Source organism: Clostridium caldaquaticum (assembly GCF_023806125.1).
In the GTDB taxonomy this organism is placed as follows: Bacteria; Bacillota; Clostridia; order Clostridiales; family Clostridiaceae; genus Clostridium_AT; species Clostridium_AT caldaquaticum.
Window position 1 is genome coordinate 14,580 of record NZ_JAMSKT010000011.1, and the last position, 16,106, is coordinate 30,685.

At 30.0% G+C, this 16,106-nt stretch carries 19 protein-coding genes and 1 tRNA gene; 10 read left to right on the forward strand and 10 right to left on the reverse strand.

What is annotated here, in order from left to right:
- Positions 1–5: 5 nt before the first annotated feature.
- Together M2651_RS08590 and M2651_RS08595 are read left to right on the forward strand one after the other, a co-directional pair.
- Positions 6–1,472: a sensor histidine kinase gene (locus M2651_RS08590; protein ID WP_252131940.1), complete on the forward strand. Its 1,467-nt coding sequence runs from the start codon at positions 6–8 to the stop codon at positions 1,470–1,472.
- Positions 1,450–2,145 (forward strand): response regulator transcription factor, encoded by a 696-nt coding sequence (locus M2651_RS08595; protein WP_252131941.1) that lies wholly within the window; start codon positions 1,450–1,452, stop codon positions 2,143–2,145. Before M2651_RS08590 ends, M2651_RS08595 begins: the two co-directional genes overlap by 23 nt.
- A 56-nt stretch (positions 2,146–2,201) precedes the next feature.
- Here the strand turns inward: M2651_RS08595 and M2651_RS08600 are convergent.
- The 5 genes from M2651_RS08600 to M2651_RS08620 form a co-directional block, all read right to left on the reverse strand.
- Positions 2,202–2,277, reverse strand: a tRNA-Gln gene (locus M2651_RS08600).
- Positions 2,278–2,315: 38 nt separating this feature from the next.
- A complete protein-coding gene (locus M2651_RS08605; RefSeq protein ID WP_252131942.1) occupies positions 2,316–2,819 on the reverse strand; it encodes a hypothetical protein in 504 nt (167 codons plus the stop codon).
- Positions 2,820–2,848: 29 nt separating this feature from the next.
- Complete coding sequence (locus M2651_RS08610) at positions 2,849–3,448, reverse strand: J domain-containing protein (RefSeq protein ID WP_252131943.1); 600 nt, start codon at positions 3,446–3,448, stop codon at positions 2,849–2,851.
- Positions 3,432–4,319 (reverse strand): DUF5685 family protein, encoded by an 888-nt coding sequence (locus M2651_RS08615; RefSeq protein ID WP_252131944.1) that lies wholly within the window; start codon positions 4,317–4,319, stop codon positions 3,432–3,434. The genes M2651_RS08610 and M2651_RS08615 overlap by 17 nt, the downstream gene beginning before the upstream one ends.
- Positions 4,319–4,864, reverse strand: coding sequence for a class IV adenylate cyclase (locus M2651_RS08620; RefSeq protein ID WP_252131945.1), 546 nt, complete (start codon positions 4,862–4,864; stop codon positions 4,319–4,321). Before M2651_RS08620 ends, M2651_RS08615 begins: the two co-directional genes overlap by 1 nt.
- A gap of 230 nt (positions 4,865–5,094) precedes the next feature.
- On the opposite strand from M2651_RS08620, the gene M2651_RS08625 reads away from it, so the two are divergent.
- Together M2651_RS08625 and M2651_RS08630 are read left to right on the forward strand one after the other, a co-directional pair.
- A complete protein-coding gene (locus tag M2651_RS08625) occupies positions 5,095–5,589 on the forward strand; it encodes a DUF6106 family protein (RefSeq protein ID WP_252131946.1) in 495 nt (164 codons plus the stop codon).
- Between the two features lie 114 nt (positions 5,590–5,703).
- Positions 5,704–6,738: a nucleoid-associated protein gene (locus M2651_RS08630; RefSeq protein WP_252131947.1), complete on the forward strand. Its 1,035-nt coding sequence runs from the start codon at positions 5,704–5,706 to the stop codon at positions 6,736–6,738.
- Between the two features lie 30 nt (positions 6,739–6,768).
- Here M2651_RS08630 and fba read toward each other — a convergent pair whose 3' ends face one another.
- From fba to M2651_RS08645, 3 genes are all read right to left on the reverse strand, one after another.
- Positions 6,769–7,692, reverse strand: coding sequence for a class II fructose-1,6-bisphosphate aldolase (gene fba, locus M2651_RS08635; RefSeq protein WP_252131948.1), 924 nt, complete (start codon positions 7,690–7,692; stop codon positions 6,769–6,771).
- A 208-nt stretch (positions 7,693–7,900) separates the two neighbouring features.
- A complete protein-coding gene (locus M2651_RS08640; protein WP_252131949.1) occupies positions 7,901–8,281 on the reverse strand; it encodes a DUF4363 family protein in 381 nt (126 codons plus the stop codon).
- A gap of 2 nt (positions 8,282–8,283) precedes the next feature.
- The gene (locus M2651_RS08645; RefSeq protein WP_252131950.1) at positions 8,284–8,967 is read right to left on the reverse strand and encodes a DUF421 domain-containing protein; all 684 of its coding nucleotides are present in this window, start codon (positions 8,965–8,967) and stop codon (positions 8,284–8,286) included.
- 154 nt (positions 8,968–9,121) lie between these two features.
- Here M2651_RS08645 and M2651_RS08650 point away from each other — a divergent pair, with 154 nt between their 5' ends.
- The 3 genes from M2651_RS08650 (at position 9,122) to sdaAA (ending at position 12,469) form a co-directional block, all read left to right on the forward strand.
- Positions 9,122–10,783, forward strand: a complete 1,662-nt coding sequence (locus tag M2651_RS08650) for a nucleoside kinase (protein ID WP_434062142.1) — start codon at positions 9,122–9,124, stop codon at positions 10,781–10,783.
- A gap of 125 nt (positions 10,784–10,908) precedes the next feature.
- Positions 10,909–11,586 carry an L-serine ammonia-lyase, iron-sulfur-dependent subunit beta gene (sdaAB, locus tag M2651_RS08655; protein ID WP_252131951.1) on the forward strand — a complete coding sequence of 226 codons (678 nt, stop codon included), beginning with the start codon at positions 10,909–10,911 and terminating at the stop codon, positions 11,584–11,586.
- Positions 11,587–11,593: 7 nt separating this feature from the next.
- Positions 11,594–12,469, forward strand: coding sequence for an L-serine ammonia-lyase, iron-sulfur-dependent, subunit alpha (gene sdaAA / locus M2651_RS08660; RefSeq protein ID WP_252131952.1), 876 nt, complete (start codon positions 11,594–11,596; stop codon positions 12,467–12,469).
- 65 nt (positions 12,470–12,534) lie between these two features.
- Here sdaAA and cax read toward each other — a convergent pair whose 3' ends face one another.
- Positions 12,535–13,581: a calcium/proton exchanger gene (gene cax, locus M2651_RS08665; protein WP_252131953.1), complete on the reverse strand. Its 1,047-nt coding sequence runs from the start codon at positions 13,579–13,581 to the stop codon at positions 12,535–12,537.
- Positions 13,582–13,733: 152 nt separating this feature from the next.
- On the opposite strand from cax, the gene M2651_RS08670 reads away from it, so the two are divergent.
- Positions 13,734–14,063 (forward strand): hypothetical protein, encoded by a 330-nt coding sequence (locus M2651_RS08670; RefSeq protein WP_252131954.1) that lies wholly within the window; start codon positions 13,734–13,736, stop codon positions 14,061–14,063.
- 22 nt (positions 14,064–14,085) lie between these two features.
- Here M2651_RS08670 and pssA read toward each other — a convergent pair whose 3' ends face one another.
- On the reverse strand, positions 14,086–14,601 hold the full coding sequence (gene pssA, locus M2651_RS08675; RefSeq protein ID WP_252131955.1) for a CDP-diacylglycerol--serine O-phosphatidyltransferase: 516 nt from the start codon (positions 14,599–14,601) through the stop codon (positions 14,086–14,088).
- Between the two features lie 248 nt (positions 14,602–14,849).
- On the opposite strand from pssA, the gene M2651_RS08680 reads away from it, so the two are divergent.
- Both M2651_RS08680 and M2651_RS08685 read left to right on the forward strand, forming a co-directional pair.
- Positions 14,850–15,512, forward strand: coding sequence for a TVP38/TMEM64 family protein (locus M2651_RS08680; protein WP_252131956.1), 663 nt, complete (start codon positions 14,850–14,852; stop codon positions 15,510–15,512).
- A 137-nt stretch (positions 15,513–15,649) separates the two neighbouring features.
- A complete protein-coding gene (locus M2651_RS08685) occupies positions 15,650–16,078 on the forward strand; it encodes a CBS domain-containing protein (protein WP_252131957.1) in 429 nt (142 codons plus the stop codon).
- Positions 16,079–16,106 lie beyond the last annotated feature (28 nt).

Sequence of the window (16,106 nt, forward strand, 5' to 3'; positions counted from 1 at the left end):
ATTAGATGAAAATAAAAAAGCGGCTGCTTATTTCTAATACTGTTATGGTTATAATTCCATTTGTTATTACTTTTATTTTTGCTTATTCTTTATTTTTTATCTCTTCGACATTTTTAGATAAAGATATACGCTATAATAATCTTAAAAAACTTGCAAACATAAGAGCTGAGCTCTTAAATGTAAGAAGCAGCATATTAAAACAAAATGAGGTTGCTTTAGATGATAATTTTCAGAAATATCTGTCTGTTAGTCTTTCAAGCATTAATGGAAAGTATATAATAACTGATGGATATACTGTTACAGTTTTTCCACAGGAATTCAGCAAAATTGATGTAGAAAAAATTATAGAAAGAATAAAAGACAGCTCACTTGAAAAAGGCGTTGATATTAATGGTTTAACTTATGTTATTGAGTATGCAGATATTACACTAAAAGATGGTGCTAAATCAAAAGTAATTTTGATGGCACCAACTGAAAAAATAGATATGTTCAATTGGTTTTTATTAATAACTATTTTAGTTTTTATTGTATCTTTTATATGTATAAATATAGTTATGTCTTATGAGATTTCAATGAAAATATTAAAGCCTATAAATTCTCTTAAAAAGGCTGCTTCTGAAATAAGCAGCGGGAATTTAAATTGTGAAGTTATCGAAGAAGGTGACGAAGAAATAAAAGAGCTTTGTCATGATTTTGAGCTTATGAGAATACAGCTTAAAGACTCTATAAATATGAAAATGAAGTATGATGATAACAGAAAGATGCTGGTTTCAAGTATATCTCATGATTTAAAGACACCTATAACTTCTATAAAGGGCTATGTGGAGGGAATTTTAGATGGTGTTGCAAATACTAAACAAAAAATGGAAAGCTATTTAAAAACAATTTATTCAAAAGCTGAACAGGTTGATTTGATGATTGATGATCTGCTTTTATATTCAAAACTGGATTTAAATCAGCTCCCCTTTAATTTTGAGAAGACAAATATAATTGAATATTTTAGTTTTTGTATTGAAGAAACTGAGCCTGAGCTTTTAAAAGCAAATATAAAAATAAAGCTTGAAAATAATCTTGAACACTCTAAGTTTGTTATGCTGGATAGAGATAGGATGAGAAGAGTTATAATGAATATTATTGATAATTCCTGTAAATATATGGATAAAGAACAGGGAGAAATTGTTATAAAGCTCAGGGAAACAAGTACAAGTATTATTGCTGAAATAAGAGACAATGGGAAAGGAATTAAAGAAAGTGAAGTAAATAAAATATTCGACAGATTTTATAGAGCAGATTCTGCAAGAAGCGGAGCAAAAGGAAGCGGATTAGGACTTGCTATTGCTAAGCAGATTGTGGAAGGACATAAGGGTAAAATTTGGGCTGTCAGCCACGAAAACGAAGGGATAAGCATTATTATATCATTAACTAAGATAACCGAGAGCAGGGGGAATTATGAAGAATATATTGATAGTTGAAGATGATTTAAGTATTGCAGAGCTTGAAAAAGATTATTTAGAGCTTTCAGGCTTTCAAGTTAAAATATGTACTGATGGAGTAAATGGATTAAATGAAATAAAAGAAAATAAATATGATTTGATAATATTAGATGTTATGCTTCCTAAAATAGATGGATTTGATATTTTAAGAATAGTAAGTGAGCATAAGGATATTCCTATTTTACTTGTTTCAGCAAAGAAGGAAGAGATCGACAAGATAAAGGGGTTAAGCTTAGGGGCAGATGATTATATAACAAAGCCCTTTAGTCCGGGAGAATTAGTTGCAAGGGTTAAATCTCACATTCAAAATTATGAGAGATTAAAAAATAAATTTAACGCAAAAGTAGAAAACGATAGTATTATAATTAGAGGACTTGAAATTAAAAAAGCTTCAAGACAAGTATTTGTAAATGGCAGGGAAGTAGTTTTAGCACAAAAGGAATATGATTTGCTCTTGTATTTAGCAGAAAACCCTAATAGAGTATTTGGAAGAGAAGAGCTTTTTGAAAGAATTTGGGGATTAGATGCTATAGGAGATAATGCTACAATTACTGTACATATTAGAAAAATTAGAGAAAAAATTGAAACAAATCCATCTGAGCCACAATATATTGAGACGCTTTGGGGTGTTGGATACAGGTTTAGAGTTTAGGTAGAATTTAAGTTTAGTAAATATAAAAAGACTCTGTAAACTTACAGAGTCTTTTTTGGCTGCCCAAGCTGGACTCGAACCAACACAGTGCCAGAGTCAGAGTCTGGTGCCTTACCATTTGGCGATTGGGCATTAACAACAATTATATTATAGCATTAAAAAACAGTATGTCAAGATATTTTTACAAAATGTTTGTTTACATAGGCTATAAAAATGGTAAGAGCATAATCAAAAATTATGAATATAAATTGAAGCATTATTGCAGCAGCGTATAAAGAAATATTTATTTTAAGTTCCCTAATAAAGAAAGTTATATAAAGATAATAAAGTATTCCTGCTGCTGTATTAAAATATAAAAGCTTCAGAATTATTTCAACAGGCATGTTTCTGAGTTTTTCTGTATAGTATTTTATAAAGCCGTATAAGCCTAAAAGCAATATATATACAAAAACTGTACCTTTTAAGCCTATAATAAGCAGGCTTAAAAGGCTTGTAGCTGTATATACTACAAAACTAGTGTTTAAGCTGGTAGTTAAGATAGAAAGAGGAATAATAGCAGAGGCTATTCCAAGAATATACAGCTTGCTTGTTGGAATTATAGAACTTAAATATATTAAAAATACACCTAAAGCAGTGAATAAACCGCCTCTTGCAATATTTAAAGTTTTTTTCATAGCTTCCTCCTTATACATTTAAGCTTGTTTTAGCAGCAGTTTATTAAATCTCCACCCATACATTCACAGCAGGTATCTGCACACCATAAAGTTGCACAGATATCGCACATATCACTATCTCTTCCGTTTCTTCCGTAGTAGGTTTGTCTGTAGGCAGTATTTCTGTTTTGAAGATTATTTAGTGTCTGTCTGTATTCAAAATTATTAGGATCAAGATTGCAGGCATTTACTATATAATTATAGGCATTGTCATACCAGCCTTTTCTTAAATACAGTATACCCACTAAATAGTTCCACTCTGCATCTCTTACAGAAATTCTGTTTAATTTTTCCTCAGCAGCTCTTAAATTGCCATTTTGTAAATCCATTCGAATTTCGCTGTATATTCCGTAATTTGAACTATTGTTATTATAGCTGCTGCCATAACTGCTAGAAGAATAATTGGAATTGTTCATAAGTGTATCATAAGCTTCGTTTATTTCTCTAAGTTTTTCTTCTGCTAAGTCTCTTAAAGGATTATTTCCGTATTGGTCAGGATGATATTTTTTAACTAATTCTTTATAAGCTTTTTTTATTTCTTCTTTTGAGGCACCTTCTTTAATTTCTAATACTTCATAAGGATTTCTCATTTACAATTCCTCCTAAATCTCTTTTAAAAACTTTGTCCATTTTCTCCATTAAACCAAATTGCAGTATATTATGAAGTAAGTCGTAGTTTTTCTTTACTGATATATTATTAAGGTATTCCAGGCAGCTTTGAGCACAGCTTGTAAGAATAAAATCAATTCTACTACTATAAGAATTTACAAAATCACTATAAGTTAAGTTTTCACTATTAAATGCGGCATTTATAGCATTAAATTTTTTCTTTTCCATATCCTTTTTTAAATCATCATAGGCATCTATTATATATATCCACTTTCCAAGATTATAACCGAGCCAATATAAAGCTTTGCTATTTTCATGCTTTATATTATAAGAAGAAAGTATTAAGCCGGTTAAATCTGCAAAATGATGGCTTAACTCATCGAGAGTTTTACCGGATGCACTTTTTTCAGCACTATATAGTCTAGATAAACACTGCTCTATAAATGCAGAATTTAATCTATAATGCTCAGGAGCTTTTTTTAAATATATATTTAATATAGAAGAATAGATTTTGCTAAGTTTTGAGTTATCATCATTAATATTATCTAAAAGTTTGTAATATGTAAGTATTACGTTACAAAAAGCAGCATATTTTAATGCTGAGTTTTCAATAAAAACTAATCTTTTTTCTGTTGGATGAAAGCAGCAGAAAACTTTGGTTAGTTTATTTCTGCTGTCTTCTAGGGAGTCTAAAAGAACAGCTAAAAAAGCCATATCATAATTAAGTGCAAGCCTTGGCACATTTCCAAAGCTTTTCTTAATTTCTCTGCAAAGACCACAGTAATAAGCTTTAAATTTTTCAAAGTCCTTTATTTTTAGTTCCATCTTACAAGGAGTTACATACCCAAACATTATAAGCCTTTAACTCCTCTATTAGACAGAATTTCATATATAGTTTTAGAGGTAGTGTCCTCCATTGAATAGCCTAAAAGTTCTACTATTTCTTTTAATTCATCTTCATAAAAAGTTTCTATTTCTATGTAGGGGAAAGGGCAGAAGCTTTTTTCATTTATATCTATTTCTACAAGAGTATTTTTATACTTATAGCTTTCTCTGTATTTTTTTATAGATTGTACCAATTGAAGACCTAGGGCTTTGAATATATTTTCACCTTCTTCACTGCTGTCTATTATAGTTTCATGCTCATTCATTATTTTATATTTTTCCTGACTTATCATTTCTTTAATAGTCATGTAGTGAACTGTTTTATTATTAAGCATATCTTCAATTGTTCTAATTCGTGCATAGCCTTTTTTATTTAGAAGCCTTCTATCTTCAAAATCATAAATTCTATTTATCTGATTTTCCATTTTAACTTTTTCTGCTTCTAAGGAATGAAGTTTATTTCTTATTTGGTCTACATCTATATCTAATATTCTAGTTTCTAATTCTTTCAATTTCTCACTTCCTTAAGATGTATGGTAGTTTGTTAAAAAAATTATAACATAATATATTATGTTAAATGAAGTATTTTATTATGAACATAATATAAAATTTAAGGTGTTTCTTTATTTTATCTAAATAGTTCAAATTAATTTATCAGTAACTGCTTAAAATAGTTTTTCTATTTATTTCAAATATGTTATAATATGTTTAAACTAATATTGAACATAAGGGGGATACATAAGTGGATAATTTTTATGAACAACTTGTAACTACATATAAAACAGGGGCTTATAAATCAGCTAATGCTGCTTTTTATGTTTTTGGAGTACTGGCACTTGTAACATTATCAGTTAATTTATTACTGTTTGCTGTATTCTTAATTTTAGCAATAGGGGCATTTTTTCTTAAGAAAAGTCTTTATGTTGAATATGAGTATGTTTTTACAAATGGAGAAATAGACATAGACAAGATTGTAGAAATGAATAAAAGAAAAAGAGTTTTTACTTTTGATATAAAAAGTGTTGAGCTTCTGGCTCTTGAAGAAAGTCAGTATGTAAAAGACTTTGCTAATAAACCGTCAAAGATTTTAACACTTTATCCTAAAACTAGTGATAAAAAAGTATACGTGGCTATGATAACTGGAGGTACTGAAAGAGTTCAGCTAAGATTTGTACCAGATGAAGAATTTGTAAATCTATGCTACAAATATAATCCAAGGGCAGTTAAAAAATACTAATAAAGAGTAAACATGGAGGGTATTTTAATTCAATATCAATCCATGTTTTTTTATTGACATAAGGTGAGTTTATATTTACATTAATATATGAAGTTTCCTATTGAGGTGATTTGATTGGAATATATAAAAGAAATACAAATAAATGAAGCGGTGCTGCATATTTTAGATAATAATTCAGAAGAGCCTGTACTTAATGAATATACTTTAGAGCTAAATGAGGAAATATATAAATTTTTGTTAAGACATATAGAACGCTGTATTAAGGATGAGGAATTAAAATATGCAGTGTTTAACGAGGAAAGAAATATTGTAAAAGATTTGTCTCAGGAATATTTAAATGGAGAAAACAATATTTTAGATGTTTCAAAAGAACTTGCCAGGCAGATGTTTAAGCTGATGAAATCTAGAGGGAATATACCCTCCTGTGATTTGATGGTTGTATCAATATCAACAGAGCATGGTCCGATGCTTGGAATTATGAAAATGGATTATATTAAAAATTATACTCATAGCATTGATTTTATAGATGATAAAATAGGAATAAATATAGTGCCTCAATTTACAGGACTTCCTGCAAGCAGTCAGAGAATTCAAAAGTGTGCTTTTATCAAGCCTTTAAAAAAAGAGCAGAAATTTAATCTTATGGTTATAGATAAAAGCAATAATAAAGAAAAAGATGAATATGGCTCAAATTATTTTATAAATGATTATTTAGGCTGCAGCATAATATTAAATGAAAGAGATATGACTAAAGCTTTTGTTAGTGCTGCAGAAAATTGGACCAGAAATAACCTAAAGGAAGATGCAGCTTCTCAAGAAGCTGTTAGAAGTGCTATAAAAAAGGTGCTGAAGGAAGAAGAACATATAGATGTAAAAGCACTGTCAGAGGATTTGTTTAAAGACCAGTTTGAAGCTCAGCAGGATTTTATACAGTTTGTATCAGCTTCAGGAGTAGAAGAAAAAGTGTCTGTAGATAAAGAATGGGTTTCTAAAAAATTAAAGAGAGTAAGACTTAAAATAGATAAAGATATTGATCTTTATATAAATGAAGAAACCTATAATGATGAAAGCCGCTTTGAAATACAAAAAAATGGTGATGGCTCTATAAATATAGTTATAAAGCATGTAATGAATTATATTGAAAAATAAGTTAGGGGATGAATCTACATCCCCTAATTATTATAGTGCATTTGAAGAACCAAGTACGTTTTTAATCTTATCTTCTACTAACTCTTGAATAGCAGTTCTTGCAGCTCCCATATATTTTCTTGGATCTATTTCCTTTGGATTTTCTGCAAAGAACTTTCTTAAAGTTGCAGTCATTGCAAGTCTTAAATCTGTATCCATGTTTATTTTACATACTGCCATGGAGGAAGCCTTTCTAAGCATGTCTGCTGGAACTCCTTTAGCACCATCGATTTGTCCGCCATATTCGTTGCACATTTCAACATATTTTTGGTCAACGGCAGATGCCCCGTGAAGAACTATTGGGAAACCAGGTAATCTCTTTTGAATATCTTCAAGTATATCGAATCTTAGTTTAGCTTCACCAGTAAACTTAAATGCCCCGTGGCTTGTTCCTATAGCAATAGCTAAAGAATCAACACCAGTTCTTTTTACGAAATCTTCAGCTTGAGCAGGGTCAGTATAAACTCCCTTTTCAACTGATACTTCATCTTCAACTCCAGCTAACTGACCAAGTTCAGCTTCAACTACAACTCCTCTTGCGTGAGCGTAATCAACAACTTCCTTAGTTAATCTTACATTTTCTTCGTAATCATAGTGTGAACCGTCAAACATAACAGAAGTAAATCCAGCTTCTATAACTTCTTTGCAAACATCAATGCTTGCACCATGGTCAAGGTGAAGAGCTATATCTAACCCAGTTTCTTCTACAGCAGCTTCTACCATTTTTACTAAATACTTAGCTCCAGCAAATTTTATTGCACTTGATGAAACCTGAAGTATAACAGGGGAGTTTTGTGCCTTTGCACCATTAACTACACCTTGAATAATTTCCATATCATTGATGTTAAATGCACCTATTGAGTAACCACCTTCGTAAGCTTTCTTAAACATTTCTTTAGTTGTTACTAAAGCCATTGCTATTCCACCTTTCATTATGTATTAGGGACTTTGATTGACCCAGTGGGACTTAAATTACCCATATTTATTATAATTGAATAATGATAGATTTTCCATAGTTTAATTATAAATTATTATAAGTATTTTTAATAAACCTGCAGAATAAATATAAATATAATTATATCGCATATTTAGTTATTAACATATATTATTTTTATATCTTTATTTAAAAAATATTCTGTATAGTAATTTTTTCTAGACTGGATATGTGTTTTATAAGAAATTTTAAAAGATGTACGCTTGCTAACGCTTCATCCTTGGTTTGTTCTTTTACATATTGAGGAAGTTTCCAAAGTTCCATTTCAACATTGTCAATTTCTTGATGATTTACAAAAATTTTTATAAGTTTAGCATGTTTCTCCCACTTTTGAGTATAGTCCATAGAAGTTTCGTAAGCTTTATTCCAATCTTCATTCATAATATATTCTTCAAGTTTATCATTTAGATTTTGTATATTTAAAGATATCTTATTCAGGTAATTTATTGATAAACACATGGCAATTACCATGATCAAGAATATTATAATAGAGAGTATAACATTTTTCACAATTAATTTTTTCCTCCTTCCTTTAGCTGGTAGAAGAATTTTCCTTTTGAGTCCAGTAATGCTATAAAAACTTTATCAGCAGAAGAAATATTATTTTTATTTAATTGATTTTGCAGCCATGATTTATTTTTCTCTATAATTTTTAAATTATGATGATTTATTTTACCATCAAGAATTAATGTGATTGGAAGCTTATCTTGAGTGGACTTTATTTTCAAGTCTTCTTTTGTAGCTGGCTCCAGATTAGTTTTAGGTATTACTGACATCTGGCCGCTGGTTTCCAGTATGGCGTATTCTATATCTTCTATGTTATAGTATCCTTGAAGTCTTAATTCTTCAAGTAGGTCATTAATGTTAAATCTATTATTTTTTAGCTCTTTAATGTTTAGTTTACCTTCCTTTATTATTATACTTGGTTTTCCGCTGAATATTATTCTGGCAAATTCGCTTTTAAGTTCAGCTAGTGATATTAATGCTTGAAGCAGAAGCAAGGTTATTATAGGGATAAGTCCATGAACTAAAGGAATCCTTGTATCCTGCATTGGCAGTGAAGCTAGCTCTGAAATCATTATGGCGATTACAAGCTCAAAGGGCTGCATTTCACCGATTTGTCTTTTGCCCATTATCCGCATAGTAAATACAACTACAAAATACAGTATTATAGTTCTAAACATGGAAATAAACAAAAAATCACTTCCTTAACAGTAAAGTCAAAATAAGATTAACAAGTATATTTTTTGCAGAAATATTAAAAATTATGATTAGGAGTATAACAATTGTTTAAAGTAGAAGTATAATAATAGTACTTACAAAAATTAAAAAGCGTGAGGGGGTAAGTGAATGGAAAAATTAATTTTAAATTTATCTTCTATGAAAAAGGAAATCCAGGTTGAGAAGGGAACGGTTTTGCAGAAAATAGTAGAAGATAATTACAAAGAGGAAAAGCTGCCTATAGTGCTTGCTAAAATTAACGGAAGATATAAGGAGCTAACATGCAAGCTTGAGGAAGGAGGAAGTTTTGAAGCTGTAGATATTAGGGATGATTTAGGCATGAGAACTTATATAAGAACTTTGCAGTTTGTTCTTATAAAAGCAGTTTTAGAACTTTATCCAGAAGCTGTGATAACAATTGAGCATTCTTTAAGTAAAGGATTATTTGGAGAAATCCATAAAAATACTCCTTTAAACTGTAGTGATATTGAAAGTATAAAAATTAAGATGAAAGAAATTATTGATAAGGATTTACCTATAAAAAAAGTATCTCTATCTAAGGAAAAAGCTGTAAAAATATTTACAAAATATAAAATGGAGGATAAGCTAAGATTGCTTAAGCATGTAGAAACAGAAACTGTAAAGCTTTATGAATTAGATGGAAGATACGACTATTTTTATGGTTCTATGGCTTATTCAACTGGAGTATTAAAATATTTTGATTTAATATGCTATGGACAAGGTTTTATATTAAGACATCCTTCTCAAAATAATCCTTCAGTTATTCCAGAGTTTGTTGAATATAAGAAGTTAGCTAAAGTGTTTTATGAGACAGAGCAATGGGGAAACATTTTAGGAGTAGGAGATGTAGGCTCTTTAAATGATAAGGTAGACAATATGGACATTATTAACATAATTCATGTAGCTGAAGCACTCCATGAAAAGAAAATTGCCTATATTGCTGATATGATTCATGAAAGAAAAGGTACTAAGCTTGTTTTAATAGCGGGTCCTTCTTCTTCAGGAAAAACAACCTTTGCAAGAAGGCTTGCAATACAGCTTAGAGTAAATGGTTTTTTACCAATTCCTATATCTTTAGATGATTATTTTATAGACAGAGAGCATACTCCAAGAGATGAAAAAGGAGAGTATGATTTTGAATCCATATATGCTCTTGATTTAGAGCTTTTTAATGAGCAGCTTGAGGCTCTTTTAAAAGGAGAAGAGGTTGAAGTACCTACATTTAACTTTAAAAAAGGTGTAAGAGAATGGAATGGTGAAAAAATTAGACTTCCTGAAAATGGAATTCTTATAGTTGAAGGTATTCATGGTTTAAATGAAATGTTAACTTCTTCTATAGCAAAAGAAAATAAATTTAAAATATATATAAGTGCTCTAACTCAGCTGAATTTGGATAATCACAATAGAATAGCTACTACTGATGTTAGAATGATAAGGAGAATAGTAAGAGATTATTTATCCAGAGGATATGGTGCAGAACAGACTCTTAAAATGTGGCCATCAATAAGAAGAGGGGAAGAGAAAAATATATTTGTTTTCCAAGAAGAAGCTGATGTGATGTTTAATTCAACCCTTGTATATGAACTATGTGTTCTTAAAAAATATGCTTTAGAAGAGCTTAAAAAAATAGATGAAGAAAGTTCTGTTTATTATGAGGCTTTAAGGTTAAAGAGTTTTTTAAATTTTTTCAAGGAGTTAGATATGAAATATGTACCAGAAAATTCTATATTGAGAGAGTTTGTTGGAGGCAGTGTGTTTTATAAATATTAAATGAAATTTTATAGCTTAGGGGTTATCTCTAAGCTGTTTTTTATTTGCGTTTTTAGTATGAATACTGTAAATTGTATTGTAGAAAAATTATTATAATGAAGTTTTTAATAAAGGTGGAGAGTTTGATGAGAAATTATAGTGCTTTTGATATACTAGGACCTGTGATGATAGGGCCTTCCAGCTCTCATACAGCAGGAGCTGCAAGATTAGGTAAAGTAGCAAAATTAATTGCAGGAAAAGATATTAAAGAGGTAAAGTTTTTACTTCATGGTTCTTTTGCTAAAACATATAAAGGTCACGGAACTGACAGAGCTTTGGTTGCCGGCATATTAGGCATGGACCCTTGGGATGAGAGACTGAAAGATTCACTTGATATTGCTAAAAAACTTAATCTTAAAGTGGCATTTGTTGAAGCGGATTTAGGAGAGGAACATCCTAACACAGTTAAATTTATTATAAAAGACTGTGAAGATAAAGTTATTGAAGTAATGGGTTCCTCCATAGGCGGTGGAAACATTATTATAAGTGAAGTTGACGGACAGAAGATAAAATTTACAGGAGAGTATCCGACTTTGATTATTAAGCATGTTGATGTTCCGGGAGTTATATCGAAAGTAACAGCTGTTATTTATGAGGCTCAAATTAATATAGCAACTATGAGTGTATTTAGAAGCAGCCGCGGTGCAGAGGCAACAATGATATTTGAAACGGATTCTCTTGTGTCGGAAAATTTAGTTGAAAAGATTTCAGAAATAGGAAATATTAAAGGTATAAGAGTTATAAGTACTATTTCAGAAAGGTAGGAAAATTATGTTTGTAAATAGTGGAGCTGAGCTTATAGAGATATGTAAAAACGAAAATATATCTATTGCAGAATATACTATAAGAGAAGAAGTAAGAGAAACTGGAATTTCAAGAGAAGCTGTTTTAGAAAAAATGATGAAAAATTTGGAAGTGATGAAGGAGGCAGCTGAGTACGGTCTTAAAAATAAAGTTATATCTGTAAGCGGACTTATTGGAGGAGATGCTATTAAAATACAAAAGTATATTGAAAGAGGGGATACTCTATGTGGTGAGTTTATATTAAAAGCTATGGCAAGAGCTCTTTCATCATCAGAAGTTAATGCTGCTATGGGAAGAATTATTGCAGCACCGACAGCAGGCTCCTGTGGAATACTTCCAGCTGCTATAATAACAGCAGGAGAAAGATTAAAAAAATCAGAAGAGGAATTAGTTAACGCTCTGTTTACAGCCTCAGGTGTAGGTATAATTATAGCTAAAAATGCTACATTATCAGGAGCAGAAGGAGGATGCCAAGCAGAATGCGGCTCAGCTGCTGCCATGGGAGCTGCGGCAGTTGTTGAAATGATGGGCGGTACTCCTGAGATGGCTTTAAACGCTGGTGCTATAGTTATTAAAAATATTTTAGGTCTTGTTTGTGATCCTATAGCTGGTCTTGTAGAAGCACCTTGTGCAAAAAGAAATGTATCTGGAGCGGTGTCGGCTTTAACTACTGCAGATTTAGTCATGAGCGGAGTAAAAAGCATAATTCCCTTTGATGATACTGTACTTGCTATGTATAAAGTAGGCAGGCAAATACCCTGTGAACTTCGAGAAACCGCTTTAGGAGGGCTTGCAGCAACACCTTCAGGTATAGAGTTAAGAAAGAAGATACTTGGAGGGTAAGGTGAAATTTCAATTTAGGACGAACGAAATTTTAATTGTAAATTCCGTTTCGTCCTTTATCCATCTTACGCAACATAGTAATACCCGAGAGCTATCATAATATAAATAGCTATTAAAATAGCACCTTCTAGCCAATAAGTTTTACCATCTTGAAATACAAAATAAGACATACCTACTGCAATGAGACATATTATAATTTGAAAGGTGCTGAATATTAGTGTCATAGGTGCTGTTGTAAAATAAGCGAAGAGAATAAGCAGTGGAGCTACAAAAAGGGATATTTGTATGCTGGAACCTATTGCTATTTCCAAACTTAAGTTTATTTTGTTCTTAAGAGCACTCATTATTGCAGAAATATTTTCTCCTACATTTCCTAGTATTGGGATAAGCATTATGCCTAAAAATTCCTGAGAAATATTGTGAGTGTTAACTATACTTTTAATGTTATATATTAATTTTTCGCTTATTATATAAAGAAGTATTGAACTTAAACAAATTCCTGCAATTATTATTTTTATATCATGCAGAGAAGTATTTTTCATTTCTTCCTTTTCATCGCTGATTACAAATAGGTTACAGTGAGTGTACATAGAAAATACAAGCCCTAGCATATACACAGTTATAAGTACTACAGCTACTTTAACACTTATGGAAGTAAGTATTACCTTAGTAAGCATACCATATTTATTAATTGATGCGATAACTATTATTGCTGACATTGCAAGAAGCAGCATATTGAAATTCGTTCTGGCAGCCATTTTATTGAATTTTTGATCTTTATATTTTATACCCCCAAAGAATATAGAAATACCTAAAACTAAAAGCATATTCCCAATAATTGAGCCTATTAGTGCAGATTTTACCATGGGAAGCATTCCGTACTGAATAGACCAAATACCCATCATAAGTTCTGGAAGGTTTCCTAAAGTAGCTGCCAAAAGACCGCCTTTTTTTTCGCCAATATATTCTGATATGTCTGAAGTAAAATCACCTAACAAAATGGCAACAGGTATTACAGCGGTAGAACATATAATAACATTTATTATATCAGATGAACTTTTGATAAATGTTAATAAAAAAGCTACGATGGTAAAAATGTAGATTTTTTTCATATAAACTGCACCTTATTTTTATTAGTTTCTCTATTAGACTATTCATATTCAGATAAATTGTTACTGTCAAACTTACATATTAAATTTAAAGTAATAAATTAATGTATAATTTAATATAAATAATATGACATTAATAAAGATTAGGTGATTTGTTGAGCCATAGAAAATTAATTGAAACTTATTATATAGACATAAATAATTTGGCAGATTTACTTTTTAAATTAGTAAATTCTTATAGAACGCTGATTGGAGGAGCGGATGAACTTAACAAGATAGCATTATCTAAAAGAAAAGATGTAAAAAAAGCGCTAAAGAGAGCTGATGAATTAGGAGAAGTTATTGATGCAATTATAGAAGCTTTAGAGAAAGTATCTTATAGTTATCTTGACTATTGTTCTATAAAATCAGAAATTATAAAGGGAAAAATGGATTCTCAGCACATTCATTGTGAAATAGATGATGAATTAAAGTTTGAAAAATGAATAAAAAATAAGGGTGTGAAAATCACACCTTTTTAATTTGAAACTTACTAATCATAAGATAGGATAGAATAATTACGAGAAAAATAGATATTATTGGATTTTCGGCATTTTTAAGAGTTATTAAGGAATATAATGCAAGAAAACTTCCTGCAATAGTTATAGGTACTCCCATAAAAACATTATTGAAAGGAGTAGTATTATACCTAGCAAGTCTGTATGCCCCGGCTATAGGGAAGATTAAAACAAGTAAATATCCTATAATGCCTAAATCAATAAAATTATATAAATTAAAGATTAGTATAGATGGAGCCACTCCGAAAGAAACTAAATCAGCAAGAGAGTCAAGCTCCTTTCCTAAATCGCTTGATACTTGTAAAAATCGAGCTACTCTTCCATCATACCTGTCAATCAGACCTGCAATTATTATAAATAGAGAAGCCCATTTATAATTAGAATTAAATGTAGCTATTAAAGATAAAACGCCACAGGCTAAATTTGCAAAAGTAAAAATATTAGGAACAGCGTTTTTTGTTGGCATGAAAAATCACTCCTAAAAATTAATATAATAATATAAGTGCATAGGTATCAATGTAAGTGAAATATAGATAAATATTCCAATATAAAATTACATAAAAATAAACACAATATATTATAGCATATTTTTAACAAATAATTAATACTAAATTTTCATTTTATAAATAAATATATATTAATAATATTTTACAGTAGAATAATTTAGTACTAAATGTTATTATATTTTATATAAAACAAGAGAGGGTTAAAATAATGTATAAAATCTTAAAGAAGACAACAAAAGCTGTTCTCATATTAAGTATTTCTTTTATTTTTATTTATTTTTTTATAAAATATAAAAAATATTTTATACATATTAGTATAACAAATTTAAGAAACTATATTTTAAGTTTTGGTTCCATGGCTTGGATAATGTTTATAATCATTTTTTCTTTTAAGCCGATTGTTATCGTTTTTCCATCACTAGTGCTTATGATTATAGCAGGAAATATTTTTGGTCATACAAAAGGATTTGTTTTATCATTCATAGGGCTCTATACTTCTGCTACCTTTGCCTTTGGTATTGCTAAAAAATTGGGCAAGCCATTCGTTTATAGAATTACTAGAGATAAATTGATAAAACTAGATGATAACATAGAAGTACACGGTTTTAAAATTATACTTCTTCTAAGGCTTGCTTCAGTTTTTGCTTATGATCCTTTAAGTTATGCAGCCGGCTTAACTAAGATAAAATACAGAGATTTTATTATTGCTACAATGCTGGGAACTTTGCCGGAAATGATTACTTATACTTATTTGGGCGGAAATATGGCTAATATGTTATCTAAAAAATTTATAATCCCTATAATAGCATTAATAGCTATAGCTACAATTAGCTCTTATATTTATAAGTCCTATAGCAAAGTTAAAACTTAAAAAGTTATTTTCTTATTTTTAACAAAATTATAACCTTATTTATACTATTTAAGAAAAAAACTCATATAATAAAATCTCCTTTTTATGATAAGAATATTAAATGGTAACATGATTATATATAAGAAGGAGAGGATTATATGAAAGTCAAGGACATAATGACTAAAGATGTAGCTACTTTAAATGCTGAAGACTCAGTAGAACGAGCTGCTCAACTTATGAAACGATATAATATCGGTTCAGTTCCTGTATGTGAAGGAGAAAATGTAATAGGAATTATTACTGACAGGGATATTACTCTCCGCTCTGTAGCTGAAGGTGAGAACGGGAAAAATCAAAAGGTTAGAGATATAATGAGTTCTAATCCTGTAACTGCAAGTCCAGATATGGATATACATGATGCAGCAAGAATAATGAGTGAAAGACAGATAAGAAGGATTCCTGTTGTAGAGAATAATAACCTTGTTGGTATAGTAGCACTTGGAGATATAGCTGTTGACTCAAAATTAAGAGATGATGCAGAAAACGCTTTAAGCAGTATTTCAGAGCCAAGTTCACCAAATATATAAATCAAACAAATAATTTGAATAAATTGTA